Origin of the sequence: Streptomyces venetus, assembly GCF_039540295.1 — a bacterium.
Lineage (GTDB): Bacteria > Actinomycetota > Actinomycetes > Streptomycetales > Streptomycetaceae > Streptomyces > Streptomyces venetus.
Genome location: NZ_BAABET010000005.1, coordinates 621,966 through 639,536, shown reverse-complemented (window position 1 = coordinate 639,536; position 17,571 = coordinate 621,966). Strand labels below are relative to the sequence as shown.

Annotated in this window: 15 protein-coding genes and 1 rRNA gene; 4 read left to right on the top strand and 12 right to left on the bottom strand. The window is 70.5% G+C overall.

Annotated elements, in window-relative coordinates; translation table 11 throughout:
- A 5S ribosomal RNA gene (gene rrf, locus ABEA82_RS20075) occupies positions 1-77 on the top strand; the annotation flags it as partial.
- A gap of 49 nt (positions 78-126) precedes the next feature.
- On the opposite strand, the gene ABEA82_RS20070 is transcribed toward rrf, so the two are convergent.
- The 4 genes from ABEA82_RS20070 to ABEA82_RS20055 are packed head-to-tail and all read right to left on the bottom strand — an operon-like array spanning position 127 to position 3,769.
- A complete protein-coding gene (locus ABEA82_RS20070) occupies positions 127-798 on the bottom strand; it encodes a response regulator (protein ID WP_345662923.1) in 672 nt (223 codons plus the stop codon).
- Positions 795-2,048: a sensor histidine kinase gene (locus ABEA82_RS20065; protein ID WP_345662922.1), complete on the bottom strand. Its 1,254-nt coding sequence runs from the start codon at positions 2,046-2,048 to the stop codon at positions 795-797. Before ABEA82_RS20065 ends, ABEA82_RS20070 begins: the two co-directional genes overlap by 4 nt.
- Positions 2,049-2,072: 24 nt before the next feature.
- Positions 2,073-2,852, bottom strand: a complete 780-nt coding sequence (locus ABEA82_RS20060) for an ABC transporter permease (RefSeq protein WP_345662920.1) — start codon at positions 2,850-2,852, stop codon at positions 2,073-2,075.
- Entirely contained in the window at positions 2,849-3,769 is a 921-nt protein-coding gene (locus ABEA82_RS20055) for an ATP-binding cassette domain-containing protein (RefSeq protein ID WP_345662919.1), read from the bottom strand. The genes ABEA82_RS20060 and ABEA82_RS20055 overlap by 4 nt, the downstream gene beginning before the upstream one ends.
- Before the next feature lie 94 nt (positions 3,770-3,863).
- On the opposite strand from ABEA82_RS20055, the gene ABEA82_RS20050 reads away from it, so the two are divergent.
- Positions 3,864-4,406, top strand: a complete 543-nt coding sequence (locus tag ABEA82_RS20050) for a GNAT family N-acetyltransferase (protein WP_345662917.1) — start codon at positions 3,864-3,866, stop codon at positions 4,404-4,406.
- A 20-nt stretch (positions 4,407-4,426) separates the two neighbouring features.
- Here ABEA82_RS20050 and ABEA82_RS20045 read toward each other — a convergent pair whose 3' ends face one another.
- From ABEA82_RS20045 to ABEA82_RS20020, 6 genes are all read right to left on the bottom strand, one after another.
- On the bottom strand, positions 4,427-6,169 hold the full coding sequence (locus ABEA82_RS20045; RefSeq protein ID WP_345662915.1) for a type IV secretory system conjugative DNA transfer family protein: 1,743 nt from the start codon (positions 6,167-6,169) through the stop codon (positions 4,427-4,429).
- 10 nt (positions 6,170-6,179) lie between these two features.
- The gene (locus ABEA82_RS20040) at positions 6,180-7,589 is read right to left on the bottom strand and encodes an ATP-binding protein (RefSeq protein ID WP_345662913.1); all 1,410 of its coding nucleotides are present in this window, start codon (positions 7,587-7,589) and stop codon (positions 6,180-6,182) included.
- Positions 7,590-7,595: 6 nt separating this feature from the next.
- Positions 7,596-9,152, bottom strand: a complete 1,557-nt coding sequence (locus tag ABEA82_RS20035; protein ID WP_345662912.1) for an SCO6880 family protein — start codon at positions 9,150-9,152, stop codon at positions 7,596-7,598.
- Positions 9,149-10,483, bottom strand: a complete 1,335-nt coding sequence (locus ABEA82_RS20030; protein ID WP_345662911.1) for a hypothetical protein — start codon at positions 10,481-10,483, stop codon at positions 9,149-9,151. Before ABEA82_RS20030 ends, ABEA82_RS20035 begins: the two co-directional genes overlap by 4 nt.
- Positions 10,473-11,303: a DUF8175 domain-containg protein gene (locus tag ABEA82_RS20025; RefSeq protein WP_345662910.1), complete on the bottom strand. Its 831-nt coding sequence runs from the start codon at positions 11,301-11,303 to the stop codon at positions 10,473-10,475. Before ABEA82_RS20025 ends, ABEA82_RS20030 begins: the two co-directional genes overlap by 11 nt.
- A 190-nt stretch (positions 11,304-11,493) precedes the next feature.
- Positions 11,494-11,802, bottom strand: coding sequence for a hypothetical protein (locus tag ABEA82_RS20020; RefSeq protein ID WP_003991275.1), 309 nt, complete (start codon positions 11,800-11,802; stop codon positions 11,494-11,496).
- Between the two features lie 644 nt (positions 11,803-12,446).
- Between ABEA82_RS20020 and ABEA82_RS20015 the strand changes: the two genes are divergently transcribed.
- On the top strand, positions 12,447-13,391 hold the full coding sequence (locus ABEA82_RS20015) for a C40 family peptidase (RefSeq protein ID WP_423655919.1): 945 nt from the start codon (positions 12,447-12,449) through the stop codon (positions 13,389-13,391).
- A 225-nt stretch (positions 13,392-13,616) separates the two neighbouring features.
- Positions 13,617-14,324, top strand: a complete 708-nt coding sequence (locus ABEA82_RS20010) for a phosphatase PAP2 family protein (RefSeq protein WP_345662907.1) — start codon at positions 13,617-13,619, stop codon at positions 14,322-14,324.
- A 209-nt stretch (positions 14,325-14,533) separates the two neighbouring features.
- Here the strand turns inward: ABEA82_RS20010 and ABEA82_RS20005 are convergent, their stop codons facing one another.
- Both ABEA82_RS20005 and ABEA82_RS20000 read right to left on the bottom strand, forming a co-directional pair.
- The gene (locus ABEA82_RS20005) at positions 14,534-15,700 is read right to left on the bottom strand and encodes a hypothetical protein (RefSeq protein WP_345662905.1); all 1,167 of its coding nucleotides are present in this window, start codon (positions 15,698-15,700) and stop codon (positions 14,534-14,536) included.
- Positions 15,701-15,752: 52 nt separating this feature from the next.
- Entirely contained in the window at positions 15,753-17,339 is a 1,587-nt protein-coding gene (locus ABEA82_RS20000) for an FAD-binding oxidoreductase (RefSeq protein ID WP_345662903.1), read from the bottom strand.
- Positions 17,340-17,571 lie beyond the last annotated feature (232 nt).

The following is a 17,571-nucleotide window of genomic DNA, read 5'->3' as shown; positions in this document are numbered from 1 at the left end:
CGAACCCGGAAGCTAAGCCTTACAGCGCCGATGGTACTGCAGGGGGGACCCTGTGGGAGAGTAGGACGCCGCCGAACAATTTTTGGGAAAACCCCCGCACCTTACGGTGCGGGGGTTTTCTGCGTTCTAGGACGGCTTCACCAGCTTCGTGTCGTAAGCCAGAATGACCGCCTGGATGCGGTCGCGGGAACCGGTCTTCGCCAGGATGCGGCCCACGTGGGTCTTCACCGTCGACTCGGCCAGGTGAAGACGTGTGGCTATCTCCGTGTTCGTCCAGCCCTGGCCGATGACCGTGAGGATTTCGCGTTCCCGGTCGGTGAGGGAAGCGAGACGCGGGTTCTCCTGGGCGGGGGTTTCCACGGCCGGATCGGTCGGCAGGTGGTGGACGTAGGCATCGAGGAGCCGGCGGGTCAGGCTGGGGGCGACGACCGCGTCGCCGGTGGCCACCGCGCGGATGCCGGAGAGGAGTTCCTCCGGCTGGGCGTCCTTGACGAGGAAGCCGGAGGCGCCCGCGCGGAGGCCGGCGTAGGCGTACTCGTCCAGGTCGAAGGTCGTGACGATCAGGATGCGGGTGCGGTCACCGGCGGCGGTGATACGCCGGGTCGCCTCGATGCCGTCCAGGCCTGGCATGCGGATGTCCATGAGGACGACGTCGGGGTGGAGTTCCGCTGCCATCCGGACCGCTTCACTGCCGTTCGCCGCCTCGCCCACGACCGTCATGTCGTCCTGGCTCTCGAGGAGCATGCGGGAACCGAAACGCTGGAGGGGCTGGTCGTCGGCGATCAGGACCGTGGTCACTGCGGGATTTCCTCCGGGAGGTGTAGGCGGACACACCAGCCCCGCTCCGGGTGCGGGCGGGGGCCGGCCTCAAGTGTGCCGCCGTACAGAGCGGTTCGCTCGCGCATTCCGGGGAGCCCACGACCTCCGGGGCCGCCCCGGGCCGTTCCTTCGGTGCGGCTGCCGTTGCCGGTGTCCGTGATCGTCACGGTGACGGCCCCCTTGTCCTCGTAGGACAGCTCTATCTCCGCGGTGGCGTCGGGGCCGCCGTGCTTGAGGGTGTTGGTGAGGGCTTCCTGGATGACGCGGTAGACGGTGAGCTGACGGCCCGGGGGCAAGGTGGGGCTGCCGTGGACGGTGGTGTGGACGGGGAGGCCCGCGGAGCGCACGCCGTCGAGGAGGGTGCCGAGGTCGGTGAGACCGGGCTGGGGGGAACGGGAGGCCTGGTCCTGCTCTTCCTCCCGCATGACGTCCAGGAGGCGGCGGAGTTCCGTGAGCGCCTGGCGGCTGGTGGTGGCGATGGCGTCGAGAGCCTGGGCGGCGCGTTCGGGGGACTTGCCGGCCGCGTACCTGCCGCCGTCGGCGAGGCCTGTGATGACGGAGAGGTTGTGGCCGATGATGTCGTGCATCTCGCGGGCGATGCGGGCGCGTTCGGCGGCGGTCGCGAGCTGGGCCTGCTGGTCGCGTTCGATCTCCAGGCGGCGGGCGCGGTCCTCCAGGGCCTCGGTGTAGTTGCGACGGGTGCGGACCGTCACGCCGATGAGGACGGCCACCGTGACGGACATGAGGTGTGAGCCGATCTGCTGGTCCCAGGTGCCTTCACCGTAACGGGCGATCGACACGAGGACCGGGGCGATCACCAGGGCCGTCGCCCACCACAGGTTGCGCAGCGGGCGGCGCAGGGCAAGGTGGTAGACGGGGACCAGTTGGAGCAGGGACGCCTGGAGCGCGGCGCCCGTCCACGCGTTGACGAGGGCGAAGGGCACCATGGCGGCGAGGACGGCCGCAGGGTGGGTGCGTCGCCGGAGCAGGGGGACGGACAGGCCGAGGCTCAGGACGAGGAGGAGCCAACCGGGGACGTCCAAGTCGTGGGCGTTGTGCCGCCAGCCGTCGCCGGCGTAGTCGATCAGGGCGGCCGTCACCCAGAAACCGGTGAAGTGCAGGTCCCACAGCAGCGGGTGGCGTCGGTCGAAGGCGCGTACCCGGCGGGTGAGGCGGTGGGCGTACTCGGTGAGGGGCTCCGGCGCCCTGTCTTCCGTCACGGGGTCCATGGTGGAGGCTTCCGCGGCCGTGTGTCAGACGTCCCGGCGGCGCAGGACCGTCGCTGCCAGGGCGAGGGTCGCCGCCGTCCACAGGAACATGGCGAGCAGGGCGGTGCCCGGGGCGGCCGTGCCGGGTGTGGGCTGGGCGGTGGTGAGGGCTTCCAGGGCCTTGCCGGGGAAGTAGCGGACGGCGTCGTCGACGAAGCCGTACGGGAGCATCGCCAGGACCTCCGGGAGGATCATGAGCAGGCCGATGAAGACGCCGATGGCCGCCGGGACCGAGCGGACCAGGGCGCCGATGCCGAGGGCGAGGACGGCGAGGAGGGTCAGGCCGGCCGCGTTGCCGGCGAGGGCGCGCAGGACGCCGGGGTCGCCGAGGGAGGCGGACAGGTCGGTGCCGGTGAGGAAGGACTGGGCGAGGGGGAAGGTGAGGAGGTTCGTCGCCAGGGTGAGGGGGAGCGCGATCGTGGCCAGGACGGCGGCCTTGGACCAGAGGACGGGCAGACGGCGTGGGACGGCGGTCATGGTGGCGCGGATCTGGCCCGTGGAGTACTCGCCGGCCATGGCCAGTACGCCGAGGACACCGAGGTTGATCTGGGCGAACTGGGTGCCGAGCAGGGCGAAGAGGACCGCGTCCATGCCGCCCTCGCCGGTGCCGTCGTAGGCGGCGGCCAGGCCCGCGCCCATCGCGGCGGTGAGGACGCTGGTGACGATGAGGGTGACCCAGGTGGAGCGGAGGGTCCAGAGCTTGTGCCATTCGGAGCGCAGGACACGGGCCGGGGTCACGCGGTGGGGCAGGGTCGCCGTGGTCATGCTGCCGCTCCTTCGAGGGTCGCCGGGTACTCGACCGCGTCGCGGGTGAGGTCCATGAAGGCCTCTTCCAGGGAGGCGGTGGCGGGGGTGAGTTCGTGGAGGGGGATGCCGTGGGCGGCTGCCGTGCGGCCGATGTGTTCGGCGTCCGTGCCGCGCACCTGGAGGGTGCCTGGGGTGTCGGTGGTGATGTCGACGCCGGGTGCGGCGAGGAGCCGTACGAGGGTGTCGGCCTCGGGGGTGACGACCTTGGTGGTGCCGGCGCCGGAGTCGCGTACGAAGTCGCTGACCGTGGTGTCGGCGAGGAGGCGGCCGCGGCCGATGATGACCAGGTGTTCGGCGGTGAGGGCCATCTCGCTCATGAGGTGGGAGGAGACGAAGACCGTGCGGCCCTCGGCGGCGAGGGACGTGAGGAGGGTGCGGATCCACAGGACGCCCTCCGGGTCGAGGCCGTTGACCGGCTCGTCGAGGACGACGGTGGCCGGGTCACCGAGGAGGGCGGCGGCGATGCCGAGGCGTTGGCCCATGCCGAGGGAGAAGCCCTTGACCCGGCGGTGCGCCACGTCCGTCAGACCGGTGAGGCCGAGCACGTGTTCGACCCGGGCGCGGGAGATTCCGTGGGTGTGGGCGAGGGCGCGCAGGTGGTGGTAGGCGGTGCGGCCGGGATGGACCGAGCGGGCCTCCAGGAGAGCGCCGACCTCGGTGAGGGGAGCGGGGTGGGCGGCGTAGGAGCGTCCGCCCACGGTGGCGTGGCCGCGGGTGGGGGCGTCCAGGCCGAGGATCATCCGCATGGTCGTGGACTTGCCGGCGCCGTTCGGGCCGAGGAAGCCGGTGACGGTGCCGGGGCGGACGGTGAAGGACAGGTCCGTGACGACCGTCCGGTCGCCGTAGCGTTTGGTGAGTTCGTGTGCCGTCAGCATGCTTCGATGCTCGTGCGTGCGGGGGCGGCGGGCGTCGGACCGGTGGCGGTAATCGGGGTGAGGGGCGTCGTACCCGGGTACTACCGTGGCCTGCATGAGCTATGTGATCCGGTCCGTCCGTGCTGATGAGTGGGCCGCGGCGAGGGAGTTGCGGCTCGAGGCGCTGCGGGACCCGGTGGCGCACCTGGCCTTCCTGGAGACGTACGAGGAGGCCGTGGCCAAGCCGGACTCCTTCTGGCAGGAGCGGACGGCCGGTGCCGCCGAAGGGGCGGACGCCAGGCAGCAGATCATCGCCGAGGGGCCGGACGGGCAGTGGGTCGGAACGCTGACGGTGCTCGTGGAGGAGCCCGGGACGACGGACTGGGCCGGGTTTCCGGTGGAGCGGAAGCAGGGGCATCTGGTCGGCGTGTTCGTACGGCCCGAGGAGCGCGGGAGCGGGCTGACCGAGGTGCTGTTCGACGCGGCTCTGGAGTGGTCGTGGGCGCAGGGCCTTGAGCGGGTGCGGCTCATCGTGCACGAGGAGAACGGGCGGGCCCAGCGGTTCTATCGCCGGGTGGGGTTCGTGCCCAGTGGGGTGAGCGTGCCGCTCGGGGAGTCTGAGGAGCGGGAGCTGGAGTTCGTGCTCGAGCGGGAGTGACGGGGCGGGCGGGTAACGCCCTAGACGGGCAGTTCGTCGTGCGGCCAGCGGGCTCGGCCCTGTTCGCGCGAGCGGAGCAGGGCCAGGGTCGGCATGCCCCGGTCCGCTCCGGTGGCCAGGAGTTCCGGGAGCTGGGGGAGCGGGGCCACGGCCGCTACGTCGTCGAGGACGAGCGTCAGTGGTGGGTCGAGGCGACCGGAGGATGACCGTTCGGCCATGCGCCGGCCACGCTCGACCACGCTGGAGACGAGGGCCGTCAGGAGGGGCATCGCGCCCGGGTTGGTCCTGGGGTCCTCGATGGACTCCCCCACGACATAAAGCGTGCCCCCTTCGTGGACGAAGGAATCCAAGGTGAGGGCATCAGTTCGGTTGGGAGTGCAGGCCTCGCGGATATTGACCGTGGAGAGGGCCGTGAGGGCACGGGTCGTCAGCTGCTGGGCCATGTCGCGGCGTTCGGGGTGGGCGGTGAGGGCGCCCTCGAGTTCGCCGGCCGCGCCGGGAGCGGCTTTGGGGTTCGTACGGAGGATGCGTACGGCGTCCTGGATCTGGGTGCCCTGGGCCCAGCGGTGGACGTGGCGGATGGTGCGGCCGTCGATGGCGGCGGCGTGCAGGTAGCTTCGCAGGAGTGTCTCGGCCGTGTCGCCGAGGGCCTGGTCGAGCTTGGCGGTGGGGCGGACGGGGGCGAGGAGGGCGGTGGCCCTTGCCCGTGCTGTGTCCTTGTCCTCGCAGCCGGCTGTGGGGGACCAGTGGAGGCGGGACGGGGTGTCGCAGAGGTGGGTGGGGTCGAAGAGGAGCGTGGGGCCCAGTTTGGCTCTGGCGTCTTTTGTGTCGTGCCAGAGGGCTGGGTTCGAGGTGACGACGAGGGCGGGGCCTTCCGCGTCGCGTACGGCCTGGGTGGCGGTTGTCTGGCGGGTTTCCCTCGGGGCTACCAGGACCTTTTCCCACCCGCCCACCCGTTCCTGGGCGAACAGAGACGCCGGGGTCGCGGGGGCCGTGGGCGGGGGTGTGGTGGTGGTTCCCGGGTGCGGGGGGTGGGCGGGGGCTGCCGCCGGCTGCGCGGAGCCGGGCGGGCTCGGTGTCGCGTCCACGGGGGCCGTGGGGGCGGAGGGCGAGTGGCGGGGGGTCGGGACCTCGTGCCGCGTCGCCGGGGACATGTGCTCCCGGGAGACGTGCTCCGGGGACACGTGCTCCGGGGACACGTGCTCCGGGGACACGTGCTCCGGGGACACGTGCTCCGGGGACAGGTGCTCCGGGGACAGGTGCTCCTGCGCCGGTGCCCGTACCTCGTGCCGCACCGGCGCCCGTACGTCGTGCTGCGCCGGTGCCGGAACCTCGTGCGCGGCCCCGGGCGTTGGCGTCGGCCGGGTCTCCGCTGCCAGGATCCTCTCCTCCCGGCGCCTCGCCCGGACCGCCCTCCAGCGGGCCAGTGTGCCCATCACGAACACCGTCAGGACGACCAGGATCATCAGCTGGCCGAGGAACAGGCCCCAGAACAGGCCGTAGCCCGAGAGGGAGCCGGGGGGTGTGTCCGGCCAGGCGCCGGGGATGTCGTGGGGGCGGGCGATGAGGCCGCGCATGGCGAGGGGCGTGCGCGCGAAGGTGACGCCGGACGGCCAGGAGCCGTGGGCGAACAGGGCGGCGAGGCCGGTGGCCGTCCACACCATCAGGGTCATGCCGAGGAGGAACGCGAGAACGCCGACCAGCAGGCCGTCGGGGATGCCTCCCTGGTGGTCGCGCTGGGGGCGACGGTCGTCCGGTCTCACGCGTTCTCCCCTACGCCACCGTCGATTCGGAGTCGCCCAGGTGGTGCTCCACGAAGGCCGCCGCTCGTTCCTCCGCCTCGAGTTCGGCGGCGCGCAGGGCGTCGTCGTCGAGGTCGGTGGAGGACTCGGTCATCGCGCGGTCGGTGAAGACCAGTGGGCGTTCGGTCTCCGTGACCAGGTGTTTGACGACCTGGACGTTGCCGTTGACGTCCCATACGGCGATGCCGGGGGTGAGTGTCGGGATGATTTCGACCGCCCAGCGGGGCAGGCCCAGGACACGGCCGGTCGCGCGTGCCTCGTCCGCCTTCTGGGCGTAGATCGTCCTCGTCGACGCCATCTTCAGGATGGCGGCCGCTTCCTTCGCCGCCGCGCCGTCGACGACGTCGGAGAGGTGGTGGACGACCGCCACGAACGACAGGCCGAGGCGTCGGCCGAACTTCAGCAGGCGCTGGAAGAGCTGGGCGACGAAGGGGCTGTTGATGATGTGCCAGGCCTCCTCGACCAGGAAGATGCGCTTCTTCCGGTCGGGGCGGATCCAGGTGTGCTCCAGCCACACGCCGACGATCGCCATGAGGATGGGCATGGCGATGGAGTTGCGGTCGATGTGGGACAGGTCGAAGACGATGAGGGGGGCGTCGAGGTCGATGCCCACCGTCGTCGGGCCGTCGAACATGCCGCGCAGGTCACCGTCGACGAGGCGGTCCAGGACCAGGGCGACGTCCAGGCCCCAGGCCCGTACGTCGTCTATGGCGACGTTCATCGCTTCGGCGGACTCGGGTTCGGGGTGGCGCAGCTGCTCGACGATGTCGGTGAGGACCGGTTGGCGGTCGACGATGGTCTCGTTGACGTAGGCGTGCGCGACCTTCAGGGCGAAGCCGGAGCGCTCGTCCAGGCCGTGGCCCATCGCGACCTCGATGATCGTGCGGAGCAGCGCCAGCTGGCCCGTGGTGGTGATCGCGGGGTCGAGCGGGTTGAGGCGGATCCCCATGTCCAGGGCCGCCGTCGGGTCCAGGCGGATGGGGGTTATCCCCAGCTCCTCGGCGATGAGGTTCCACTCGCCGACGCCGTCCTCGCCCTGGGCGTCCAGCACGACGACCTGGCGGTCGCGGAAGCGGAGCTGGCGCAGGACGTACGTCTTCTCCAGCGCCGACTTGCCGTTGCCGGACTCGCCGAGGACCAGCCAGTGGGGGGCGGGGAGCTGCTGGCCGTACAGCTGGAAGGGGTCGTAGATGTAGCCCTTTCCGGAGTACACCTCGCGGCCGATGATGACGCCGGAGTCGCCGAGGCCCGGGGCGGCGGTCGGCAGGTACACCGCCTGGGCCTGGCCCGTGGACGTGCGCACCGGGAGCCTGGTCGTCTCGACCTTCCCGAAGAGGAAGGAGGTGAAGGCGTCGGTGAGGACGGACAGCGGGTCCCGCATCTGGTCCTACCTCCGAATGCCGGTGGCGAAGGGAAGGGTGTTCACGAAGGCGCGGTGGTGCTCGCGGTCGCACCACTCCAGCTTGAGGTACGACTTGCCGGCCGAGGCCCTGATCGTCCGCTTGTCGCGGGCGAGGGCGTCGGGGGAGCGGGAGGAGACCGTGATGTAGCCGACGAGGTTGACGCCGGCGGCGCCGCTGGCGAGGTCCTCGCCGCGCTGGTCGAGCCGGGAGTTCGCGGCCGCGTCGCGCGGGTCGACGGTGCGGTTCATCTTGGCGGCTCGGGACGCCTCGGCCTCGTCGTTGGTCTTCTCGGTGAGCATGCGCTCGATGGCGACCTCGGTGGGTTCGAGGTCCATGGTGACGGCGACCGTGCGGATGACGTCCGGGGTGTGGACGAGGAGCGGGGCGAGGAAGTTGACGCCGACGGGGGTCATCGGCCACTCCTTCACCCAGGCGGTGGCGTGGCACCAGGGGGCGCGGGTGGAGGACTCGCGGGTCTTGGCCTGGAGGTAGGTGGGCTCCATGGCGTCCAGCTCGGCCGGCCAGGCGTTGCGCTTCGTCATCGCCTGGATGTGGTCGATCGGGTGGTCCGGGTCGTACATGGAGTGGACCAGCGAGGACAGCCGTCCCTGACCGAGCGGCTGTCGTACCCGGATGTCGGCCTCCTGGAGACGCGAGCAGATGTCGGTGAGCTCGCGGGCCATGACGACGGCGAGTCCGGCGTCCCGGTCGACCTTGCCGCCGTGGGCCCGGGCGGCGCGGGCCATGGCGTTGGCCTCGGCGGCGAGCTCGCGCGTGAAGTGCATGCAGGCGACGAGGTAGGCGCGGTGCTGCTCGCTGCTGGTGGACACCATCGACTGGAGCTGGTCGTAGGACTGCTGTAGCCACGGCGGTGCCTTGTCGTCGCCGCGGACGGAGACGTCCTTGGCGTGGGCGTCCGGGTCGGCGGGGAGGGTGCGGGCGAGCATCTGGAGGCGGGTGACGAAGCCGTCGCCGTTGGCCACGTGCTTGAGCAGGGTGCCGAAGCGGTCGACGAGGGCTTCCTGGTCCTCGCTGTCCCGTAGGCCGACGCCGGGGCCCTCGATCTCGATGGCGGCGGTGACGGTCTTGCGGTCGGCGTGCAGGAGCACGGCGATCTCGTCGGGGCCGAAGGGGGCGGACAGCCAGGTGATGCGGCCGATGCCCGGGGGCGGGCCGATCTCCACCTCACGGCCGTCCAGCCGGGTGCCGGCCTCGACGGCGGTGGAGCGGTAGGTGGCGCCCTGCTTGACGGTGCGTTTGAAGCTGCGGTTGATCTCGAACCACTTGTAGAAGGTGCGGTGCTTGTACGGCACGTACACGGCGGCCAGCGCCAGCATCGGGAACCCGGCGAGCAGCACGATGCGCAGGGGCAGCAGGGGGACGAGGAGCCCGGACATCATGCCGAGGAACGCGCCCACGACGATCAGGGCGATCTCGCCGGTCTCGCGGTTGCGGCCGATGATCGCGTTCGGCCGGGCGCGGCCGATCAGATACGTACGGCGGGGCGTGACCGGATGGGACACGTGGGACTCGGTCGTCAACGCCCTTCACCTCCCGTGCGGTTGGTACTGCTGTTGCGGGTGCTGCTGGCGTGGGGAGTGTTGACGGGGCTGCTCGAACGGGGTGCGGGTGCGGCGGAGGGGACGGATCCGCCGCCGTTCGAGGTGCGTGTGCCGTGCGCGGCGACTCCGCCGGAGGCGGGGTTGCTGGGGCGCGGGGCGGAGGACTGGCTGCCTGAGCCGCTGTTGTTGTCCGCGCGGGAGCTGTGGGTCTTGATGCCCTGCGCGACCAGGCTCGCGGGGGAGCTGATGACCGCGGCGGCCTTGCTCTCGGCGCCCTGCATGAGGCGGTTGTTGCGGGAGCCTGCGATCTCGTCGCCGAAGCCGGGGACGAAGCGGTAGATCATCGCGCTGGCGAAGATGGCGAGCAGGATGATGGCGAGGCCGGAGACGACGGCGGAGAAGGCGTCGGGGCCGTCGCCGGTGGAGAGCGCGCCGGCAAGGCCGAGGACGATCACGATGACCGGCTTGATGAGGATGACCGCGATCATGATGCCGGCCCAGCGGCGGACGTGGCCCCAGAGGTTCTTGTCGACGAGGCCGGCGTAGACGACGGTGCCGAGGAGGGCGCCGACGTAGAGGAGCGCCGCCCGGATGACGAGCTCCAGCCAGAGGACGCCGGCGGCGAGGATGCTGACCAGGGAGACGACGATCAGCATGATCGGGCCGCCGCCGATGTCCTCGCCCTTCTTGAGGGCCTCGGAGAAGGTGCCGAAGAACGCGTCGGTCTGGTCGCCGGTGGCTTTGGCGAGGACTTCTGTGACGCCGTCCGTGGCGGAGACGACGGTGTAGAGGATCAGCGGGGTGAAGGCGGAGGCCAGGACGGTGAGCCAGAGGAAGCCGATGGCTTCGGAGAGGGCGGTGGTGAGGGGGACGCCGCGTACCGCCCGCTTGGCCACGGCCAGGAGCCAGAGCAGGAGCGTGAGGATCGTGGACGCGGCGAAGACGACCGCGTACTGCTGGAGGAACTTGGGGTTCGTGAAGTCGACGTTCGCCGTCTCCTTCACGGCGTCGCTGAGCTTGTCGACGGTCCAGGACGCGGCGTCGGCGCAGCCCTTGGCGAGGGAGGAGAGGGGGTCGAGGGTGGAGGTGGGGTCGAGACGGGAGGTCCCGCCACCGCCTCCTCCGCCGTTGCTGGTGTCGCCTTCGCAGATCTCCCTGGCCCGGCCCGAGAGCAGGGAGCAGTTGTCGTCGCTGGGTGTGGGCGACGGGGTGGGGGCGGCGGCCGCCCGGGTGGCGAGCAGGACGACGGTGGTCTGTACGGCTGTCAGGGTCGCGGCGAGTGTGACTGCGCGGCGCGGGCTACCGGGCATACGTGAACCCTCCGAACTCCTGGACGGCCTTGGTGATGTCGTCCGACGTCGACACCTTGTTGTCGCCGTTGACCGGCGCGGGGCCTTCCTTCTGGGAGAAGCTGTCGACCTTCCAGTCGCCGTCGGTCCAGCGCAGCTGGAGGGTCATGGTGAACCAGTCGCTGGTGACCGGGTTCTCCGAGCTGTCCCCCGTCATTCCGTACACGCCCGTGCACCAGACCTCGACGGTGGCGGCGTTGCCGGAGTACTCGGTGGCCTTGGTGCCGACCGGCATGGTGCGGGACACGTACGTGCTGCCCTTGGGGGCGTCGCCGTTCTGGTCCAGGCCGACCTTGTCCAGGAATGCCTTGTCGTACACCTGGTCGAAGTTTCTCTCCAACTCGGGGACTCTGCCGGCGTCGAACACCTGGCGGAGCATCTCGGGGCGTCGGGCGGGCTTGAGGATGTCGCCCGAGACCAGCACCACCGCGTAGTTCGCCGCCGCGCTCTCCGCCCCCTCCTGGTCCTGTGCGAAGCCCGACGGGATGCCGCCGCCCGACTTGGTCTGGACGGGGCGTTTGCCGGAGGGGGCCGTGGCCGCGGTGTCCGGCTTGTTGGTGCTCGAGTCGCTGTTCTCGGAGTTGTCGTCGCCGCGGTTCGCGAAGGCGATGGCTGCGATGAGGAGGACCACCACGCCGACCACCGTGACCAGGCTGCGGGACGACGAGCGGCCGCGGCGGGTGCTGCCGTAGGTGTCGGCTCCGGTGTCGGGCAGGCGGGTGCGGGTCTGGCCCGTGCCGCCGTAGCCGCCGGAGGCCTCGTGCTCGTCACCGAGACTCATGCCGCGTACGCCCCCTCGACGTCGTGCGGAGACACTTCGTACTCCTCGTACGACGGTAGCCGTGCTGGTTCCCGCGCGGGCGCGGTGTGGTGACTCGACATCAGGGAAACGCAACCTCAGCCGGTGGGCACGACGGGCGGGTGGGATGGAGGGGAGCCGGGCGTGCCCGGCCGGGGCGGGCTGTGCCCGGCTACACGGCCATGCCGTACACGATGGTGAAGAGCGTGCCGAGGGAGCCGATGATGAAGACTCCTGTGAGGCCGGCGATGATGAGGCCCTTGCCCTGTTCGGCGCTGAAGGTGTCCCGGAGGGCCGTCGCGCCGATGCGTTGCTTCGCCGCGCCCCAGATGGCGATGCCCAGGCAGAGCAGGATGGCGACCGCCATCACGACCTCGATCATCACCTTGGCCTCGTTGCCCAGGCTGCCGAAGGGGCCCCAGTCCGGAGCGATCCCGCCGATGATGGTGTTGATATCTCCCTTGTCGGCCGCAAAGAGCATGTAAGTCACCGCCCCTGGTGGGTAGTTCCGCATCCTCTGCGGTAGTGCAGAGGTCAGGCCTCATTGTCGCCGACAATGAGGCTGTCGTATGTCGACTTGGCGTCATTGATTGGCGGGTTTCGTACGAATACCTTGCCGGGATCGTATGGTCACTCTGTGTATCACGGCAGGTCACCCCGGGCAATGAGGCCTGAGCGAAACCTGTCGTGTGGTTCCGTCGTTGTCCCCTCTTACGCCCTGTGTCACCTTTTCGGGCCGTTTTTGACGGTCGGTCGGGTGAGTGGTCGCGCCGGTGTTCCCCGGATGAAGGCTACCTAACATGGGGAACGGGCCGGGGCTGGGTGCCACGGCTTTCGTCGGCCGGTGACGTTCGTCAGCGGTGTCTTCGGTGACGGTCTGTCACTGGCGGCAGGGGCGTCAGTCGGTGGGGAACGCGGCCGTGCGCCGGTTGCCCCCGGTGTGTCGGGTTGTGCTTTCGGTCGTTCTTCTTTTGCTTCGACTCTCCTTCTCGTGATCATTCCCGAGGTCGGTGGGCGCCTCTACACTGGCCGGGCGGTGGACTCCTGTGGGGTGAGGGGCGGTTGACGGTGCGTAAGGCTTGGGTCGTGGCGGGTGTTGCGATCAGCTCCGCGCTGGCCTTCGTGATGCTGCTCGTCGTGGGGGTCTACATCGTTGCCGGGAATCTGGTGAACGGCGTGGGCGGCGGGGCGAAGGCGCTCGCCAAGGGGGCGGTGCCCGCCGCGTACTCGGCCCTCGTGCAGAAGTGGGGCAACCTGTGCCCCGCCATCAGTCCGGCCCTGCTGGCCGCCCAGCTGTACCAGGAGAGCGGGTTCAACCCGAAGGCGCAGAGCCAGGCCGCCGCCCAGGGGATAGCGCAGTTCATCCCCGGCACCTGGGCCTCGCACGGCATCGACGGGGACGGGGACGGCGACCGGGACGTATGGGACCCGAAGGACGCGATCCCCTCTGCCGCGTCGTACGACTGTGAGCTCGCCTCGTACGTGAAGGGCGTTGGCGGGAATCCGACCGAAAACATGCTGGCCGCGTACAACGCGGGGGCGTACGCGGTGATCAAGTACAAGGGTGTGCCGCCGTACAGCGAGACGCAGAACTACGTCAAGACGATCACGACGCTCTCCAAGAGCTTCGCGGCGCCCGTCGGGCGGGTCGATCCCTCCGAGCAGGCCGCCGGCGCCATCGAGTACGCGCAGAAGAAGCTCGGCACGCCCTACCTGTGGGGCGGCACCGGTACCGCTGAGCAGGGCGGACGCTTCGACTGCTCCGGGCTGACGCAGGCCGCGTACGAGAGTGTGGGCGTCCAGCTGCCGCGCGTCGCCAACGACCAGTACAACGCCGGACCGCACCCCAAGCGGGACGAACTGCTCCCCGGCGACCTGGTGTTCTTCTCGGACGACCTCACCAATTCCCGCGCCATCCGGCATGTCGGCATTTACGTCGGCGGTGGGTACATGATCGACGCGCCGCGAACGGGCGCCGTGATCCGGTTCGACCCGATCGACACCCCTGACTACTTCGGAGCCACCCGGGTCACCGAAGATGGCGCGAAAGCGCTGCCCACGACGGTGTGAGCCGAACGTGAACCCACCCCCTGAGCTGCGAAGACGTATCTCTCTTCGATAACGTCTGCGTGATCATTCGGTGGAGTGTGGAACGTATCAACGGGGACCGTGCGTTCCTGGTGACGTAGCCGAGCGGACGTCAGTGCAGCGGAAGCGGATCTACAAACCACGGGGGTGGCAGGAACGGCGCACGCACAGGTGCGCCGAGAGAGACGACGAAGGGGCCGCAGCACCATGGCTGGACTCGCCGAATCCGGGTCGAACCCTGACGTCGACCTGCTCTACGACATCAATGGCCTGGCCAAGGACGCACCGCCGTGGTTCGACCGGGTCATGGAGTTCGTGGGCGAATACGGGCTGTTGCTCGGCATCGTCCTGCTCGTGCTGTGGTGCTGGTGGACCGTGCGGCGCCGGGGTGACGAGGACGCGGCGTCCTCCGTCGCGGCGCTGGCCTGGGCGCCGCTCGCGGCGGGCATCGCCGTGCTGGTCAACGTGCCCATACGCGGGTTCGTGGAGCGGCCCCGGCCGTTCCTCGACCACCAAGGGCTCGAGGTGCTGGTCAGCGGTAAGACCGACTACTCGTTCGTGAGCGATCACGCGACGCTCGTCATGGCGATGGCGGTCGGACTGTTCGTCGCGAACCGGAAGTTCGGGCTGGTCGCGCTGGTGCTGGCGGTGTTTGGTGGGTTCATCCGGGTGTACATGGGTGTGCACTATCCGACGGATGTCATCGGTGGGTTCGCGCTGGGGACGGCTGTGGCGTTGTTGCTGTCGCCGGTGGCCATGGCCCTGTTGACGCCGGTGGTGCGGGCTGTGGAGCGGTCGCCTCGGGTGGGGTGGGTCGTTCGGGCCGGAGGGCGGGGTGCCGGGGCGGGGGACGCGGTGATTCCCGGGGCTCGGAGTGAGCGGGCCGGGGCGTCCGAGAGGGACCTTGCTGCGTAGGGCGTCGTGTGTCGTGCGTAGTGCGCCGTGTGTAGGGCGCCGTGCGTCGTGTGTCGTGCTGGGTGTTGGGGCTGGGTGCGGGGGGTTTCGCAACCCGGCGTGGCGGGGTGCCGCTGCGCCCACCCTCCCCCAAGCTCTCGACTTCGCTCGAGCAGGGGGGACCCCCATCGCCCCAAGCGGCACGACTGCCCGCAGCTAGGGGCGGCGGCTCAGCGTAGTGATGGGTGGGTCTTGGTGCGGGTGGTCCACAGGTTTGGGTCCATGTTCTGTTTTGTGACGCCGATAACGCTCAAGCGCGCTGCTGCGGCGAGAGTGAGGAATCCCGCGCCCGCGCCGAGTACCAGGCCCAGTTCGTACGGCACGGCACCGAGCAGGTAGGGGACCGCGGTGAGCGCCGCGGCCACCGTGATGAGCAGGGTTCGGGTATGCACCTTCGGACGGAACCGGGACGGGTGGGGAAGCGGCTCGGCGGTGAGCCCGCTGTCGGTCTCGCGCACCGGTGCTGCCTCGCCGCGCAGCCAGGGCTCCCAGTCCTGTTCTGCCATCTGGCCCCAGACCACGTGGCCGGTGTCGGCGACGAACGCGGCGGAAACCTCACGCTGCTTGTCCGTGCCCGCGATGTCCTTCCACCGCGTGGGCCAGCACAGCCAGCCGGAGTGACCGGACAGCTGGGCAGCGGCGTAGGACAGGTGTTTCTCACCGATCGGTATGCGGAAATTGTCGCCGGCGTACATGGCCTTGAGCTGGACGGCCCCTTGGCCGTCGGGACCGCCGTCGGGACCGCCGTCGGGCACCAGGTCGACGTAGTACGAGCTGGTGGTCAGGATGCGGCCGACACCGGTACCGGTGGGCCGCCGGTACTCCTCGCGCACCGCCGTACCGAACCGGACACGGACCGCGTGCACACTGCCCGAGGCGGCATCCTCCGCGAGCATCCGTTGCGCGGCACCGAGCTGGCCGGTGAGCAGACCGATGGCATACAGGGACACCACGACACCGAAGAGCAGGGTGAGCCCGCAGTACGCACTGCCGACGACCGACCCGCCCTTGCCGTAGGCGGCGCGCGCTGCGGCGTACGGGGCCCAGGCGGTGAGATACGCCGCGGCGACGTACCCCCAGTCGCGGCGTATCGCCCCCAGCGTGCCGGGTATCCCCTGCCAGGCAGCAGGGTCCGGTAGCCGCTCAACGGGCGGCGCCGCCCGGACAGCCACCAGCCAGCCTCCGGCGAGCAGGGCGGCCAGAGCCAACGGCACCAAGACGTCCAGCCGCGGGGCGTCCGCGTCGTACCGCACGACCGCCGCACCCAACGCGCCGGCCGTGCACACCAGCGCCGCTCCACCCAGAGTCGTGGTGACCGGAGTTGAACGGTGCCGCATGAGGCCTCCCCCTGATCGTGGCGTGAAACGGCTGCGATGCAGGGGGGAGATTCTAGAGAGCCTGTGGGTGGGTGAAAAAGCGGTTCGGGTCGTACTGGTGCTTCAGTTTGGTCAGGCGGGCCGATGCTTCGCCGTAGTACGCCTTGCGCCAGTCGGTCAGGGTGGGGTCCGTGTAGTTCTGGTAGGCCGCGCCCGAGGCGTGGGGGCGCATGGACTTGTGGGCCGAGGCCAGCCAGTCGCGGGCCGTGGAGCCCGTCGTGCCCGGGCGCCAGGCGGCGATGTACTGGGCCAGCATGCGCGAGCGGCGGTGGACGAAGGCCGTGGAGGTCGGGGAGACCCGGTTGATCGCCCCGCCCAGGGCGGTGAGCGCGATGCTGCCGGTGCCGCCGCGCACCGACTTGATCTGGGACAGCAGGGTGTGGATGCCGGCCGCGGACAGGGAGCGGTCGAAGAAGTCCGATGCCGCGGCGTACGTCTCGCGGCCCAGCGCGCCCTTCGGGGAACGGCCCGGGGTCGAGCCGGGGAGGTGGCACTGGGCGTCCGTCGGGAACGAGGAGCAGCCGGCGTACACCTCCATGGACTCCTCGTACGAGCGGCGCTTCAGGGAGACGCTGCGGGCCGGGGCGCCGACGCGGTCGGCGAGGCGGTCGACCGCGTTCTTCAGTTCGCCGTAGGTGCCGAGGGAGAAGGCCGCCACGGAGACGGTCGGGTTGCCGCCGGCGGCGTTCGCGAGGTGGAGGGACGACCAGATCTCGTCGGGCTGTGACGGGCCCCACTCCTGCCAGGCCTTCACCACCGCGGCCGCCTTCGACCAGGGCCAGGACAGGTACGCCGAGACGCCCTGCGGGGCCGGGTGGGTCTTGAAGTGCAGTTCCGTGACGACGCCGAAGTTGCCGTTGCCGGCGCCGCGCAGGGCCCAGAAGAGGTCCTTGTTCTCGCGGGCGTCGGCGGTGAGCTGCTTGCCGTCCGCGGTGATCAGGGTGGCCTGGGTCAGGCTGTCGCAGGTCAGACCGTAGGCGCGGGAGACCACGCCGTGTCCGCCGCCGAGGGTGAGGCCGGAGACGCCGACGGTGGGGCAGGAGCCGGCGGGGATCGTCACGCCCTTCGCGGCGAGGGCGCGGTAGACGTCGATGAGTTTGGAACCGGCGCCGATCACGGCGGTGTTGCCGGAGGCGCGGACGCGGTTGAGCTTCGAGACGTCGATGATCAGGCGGCCGTTGCCGGAGGACCAGCCCGCGTAGGAGTGGCCGCCGTTGCGGATGGCCATGTGCAGGGCGTGGGTGCGGGCGTAGGCCAGGGTGGTGCGGATGTCGTCCGGGTGGGAGACGTAGGCGACCGCGGCGGGCTTCAGGGTGTCGAAGCGGGTGTTGTAGAGCTGGTGGGCCGTTGGCCAGGCGGTGTCGCCCGGGCGGATGAGGGGGCCGTCGAGGTCGCGGGCCAGGGCGGACCAGTTGGCGGCGGTGGCCCTCGTCTTCGAGGCCGTGGTCGTGCTTGTGGTCGTGGTGGTGGTTGTGGTCGCTGTTCTGGTGGTGGGTGAGGCCCCGGGGCCGGTGTCGGACTGTGTGCACGCGGCGGTGAAGGGTATTGCGGCTGTGGCCATGCCTGCCGTGCCGGCTGTGAGGAATGTGCGCCGTTCCATGGGGCCTCCCGGTGGTTCCGTCGTGGGAGACGGGGTGGTGGGCGCGGGGGTTCCATAGTGCCGGGGGCGGAGCTCGGCGTTTGTGAGGGTGCTGTTCGGTAGGGCTGGGGGCGGGGGGGCAGCCCGGCGTGGCGGGGTGCCGCTGCGCCCACCCGTGCCGCCCCCAGCGGCACGACTGCCCGCAGCTGGGGCAGCGGCACGACTGCCCGCAGCTCAGCGGTTTCAGCTCGCC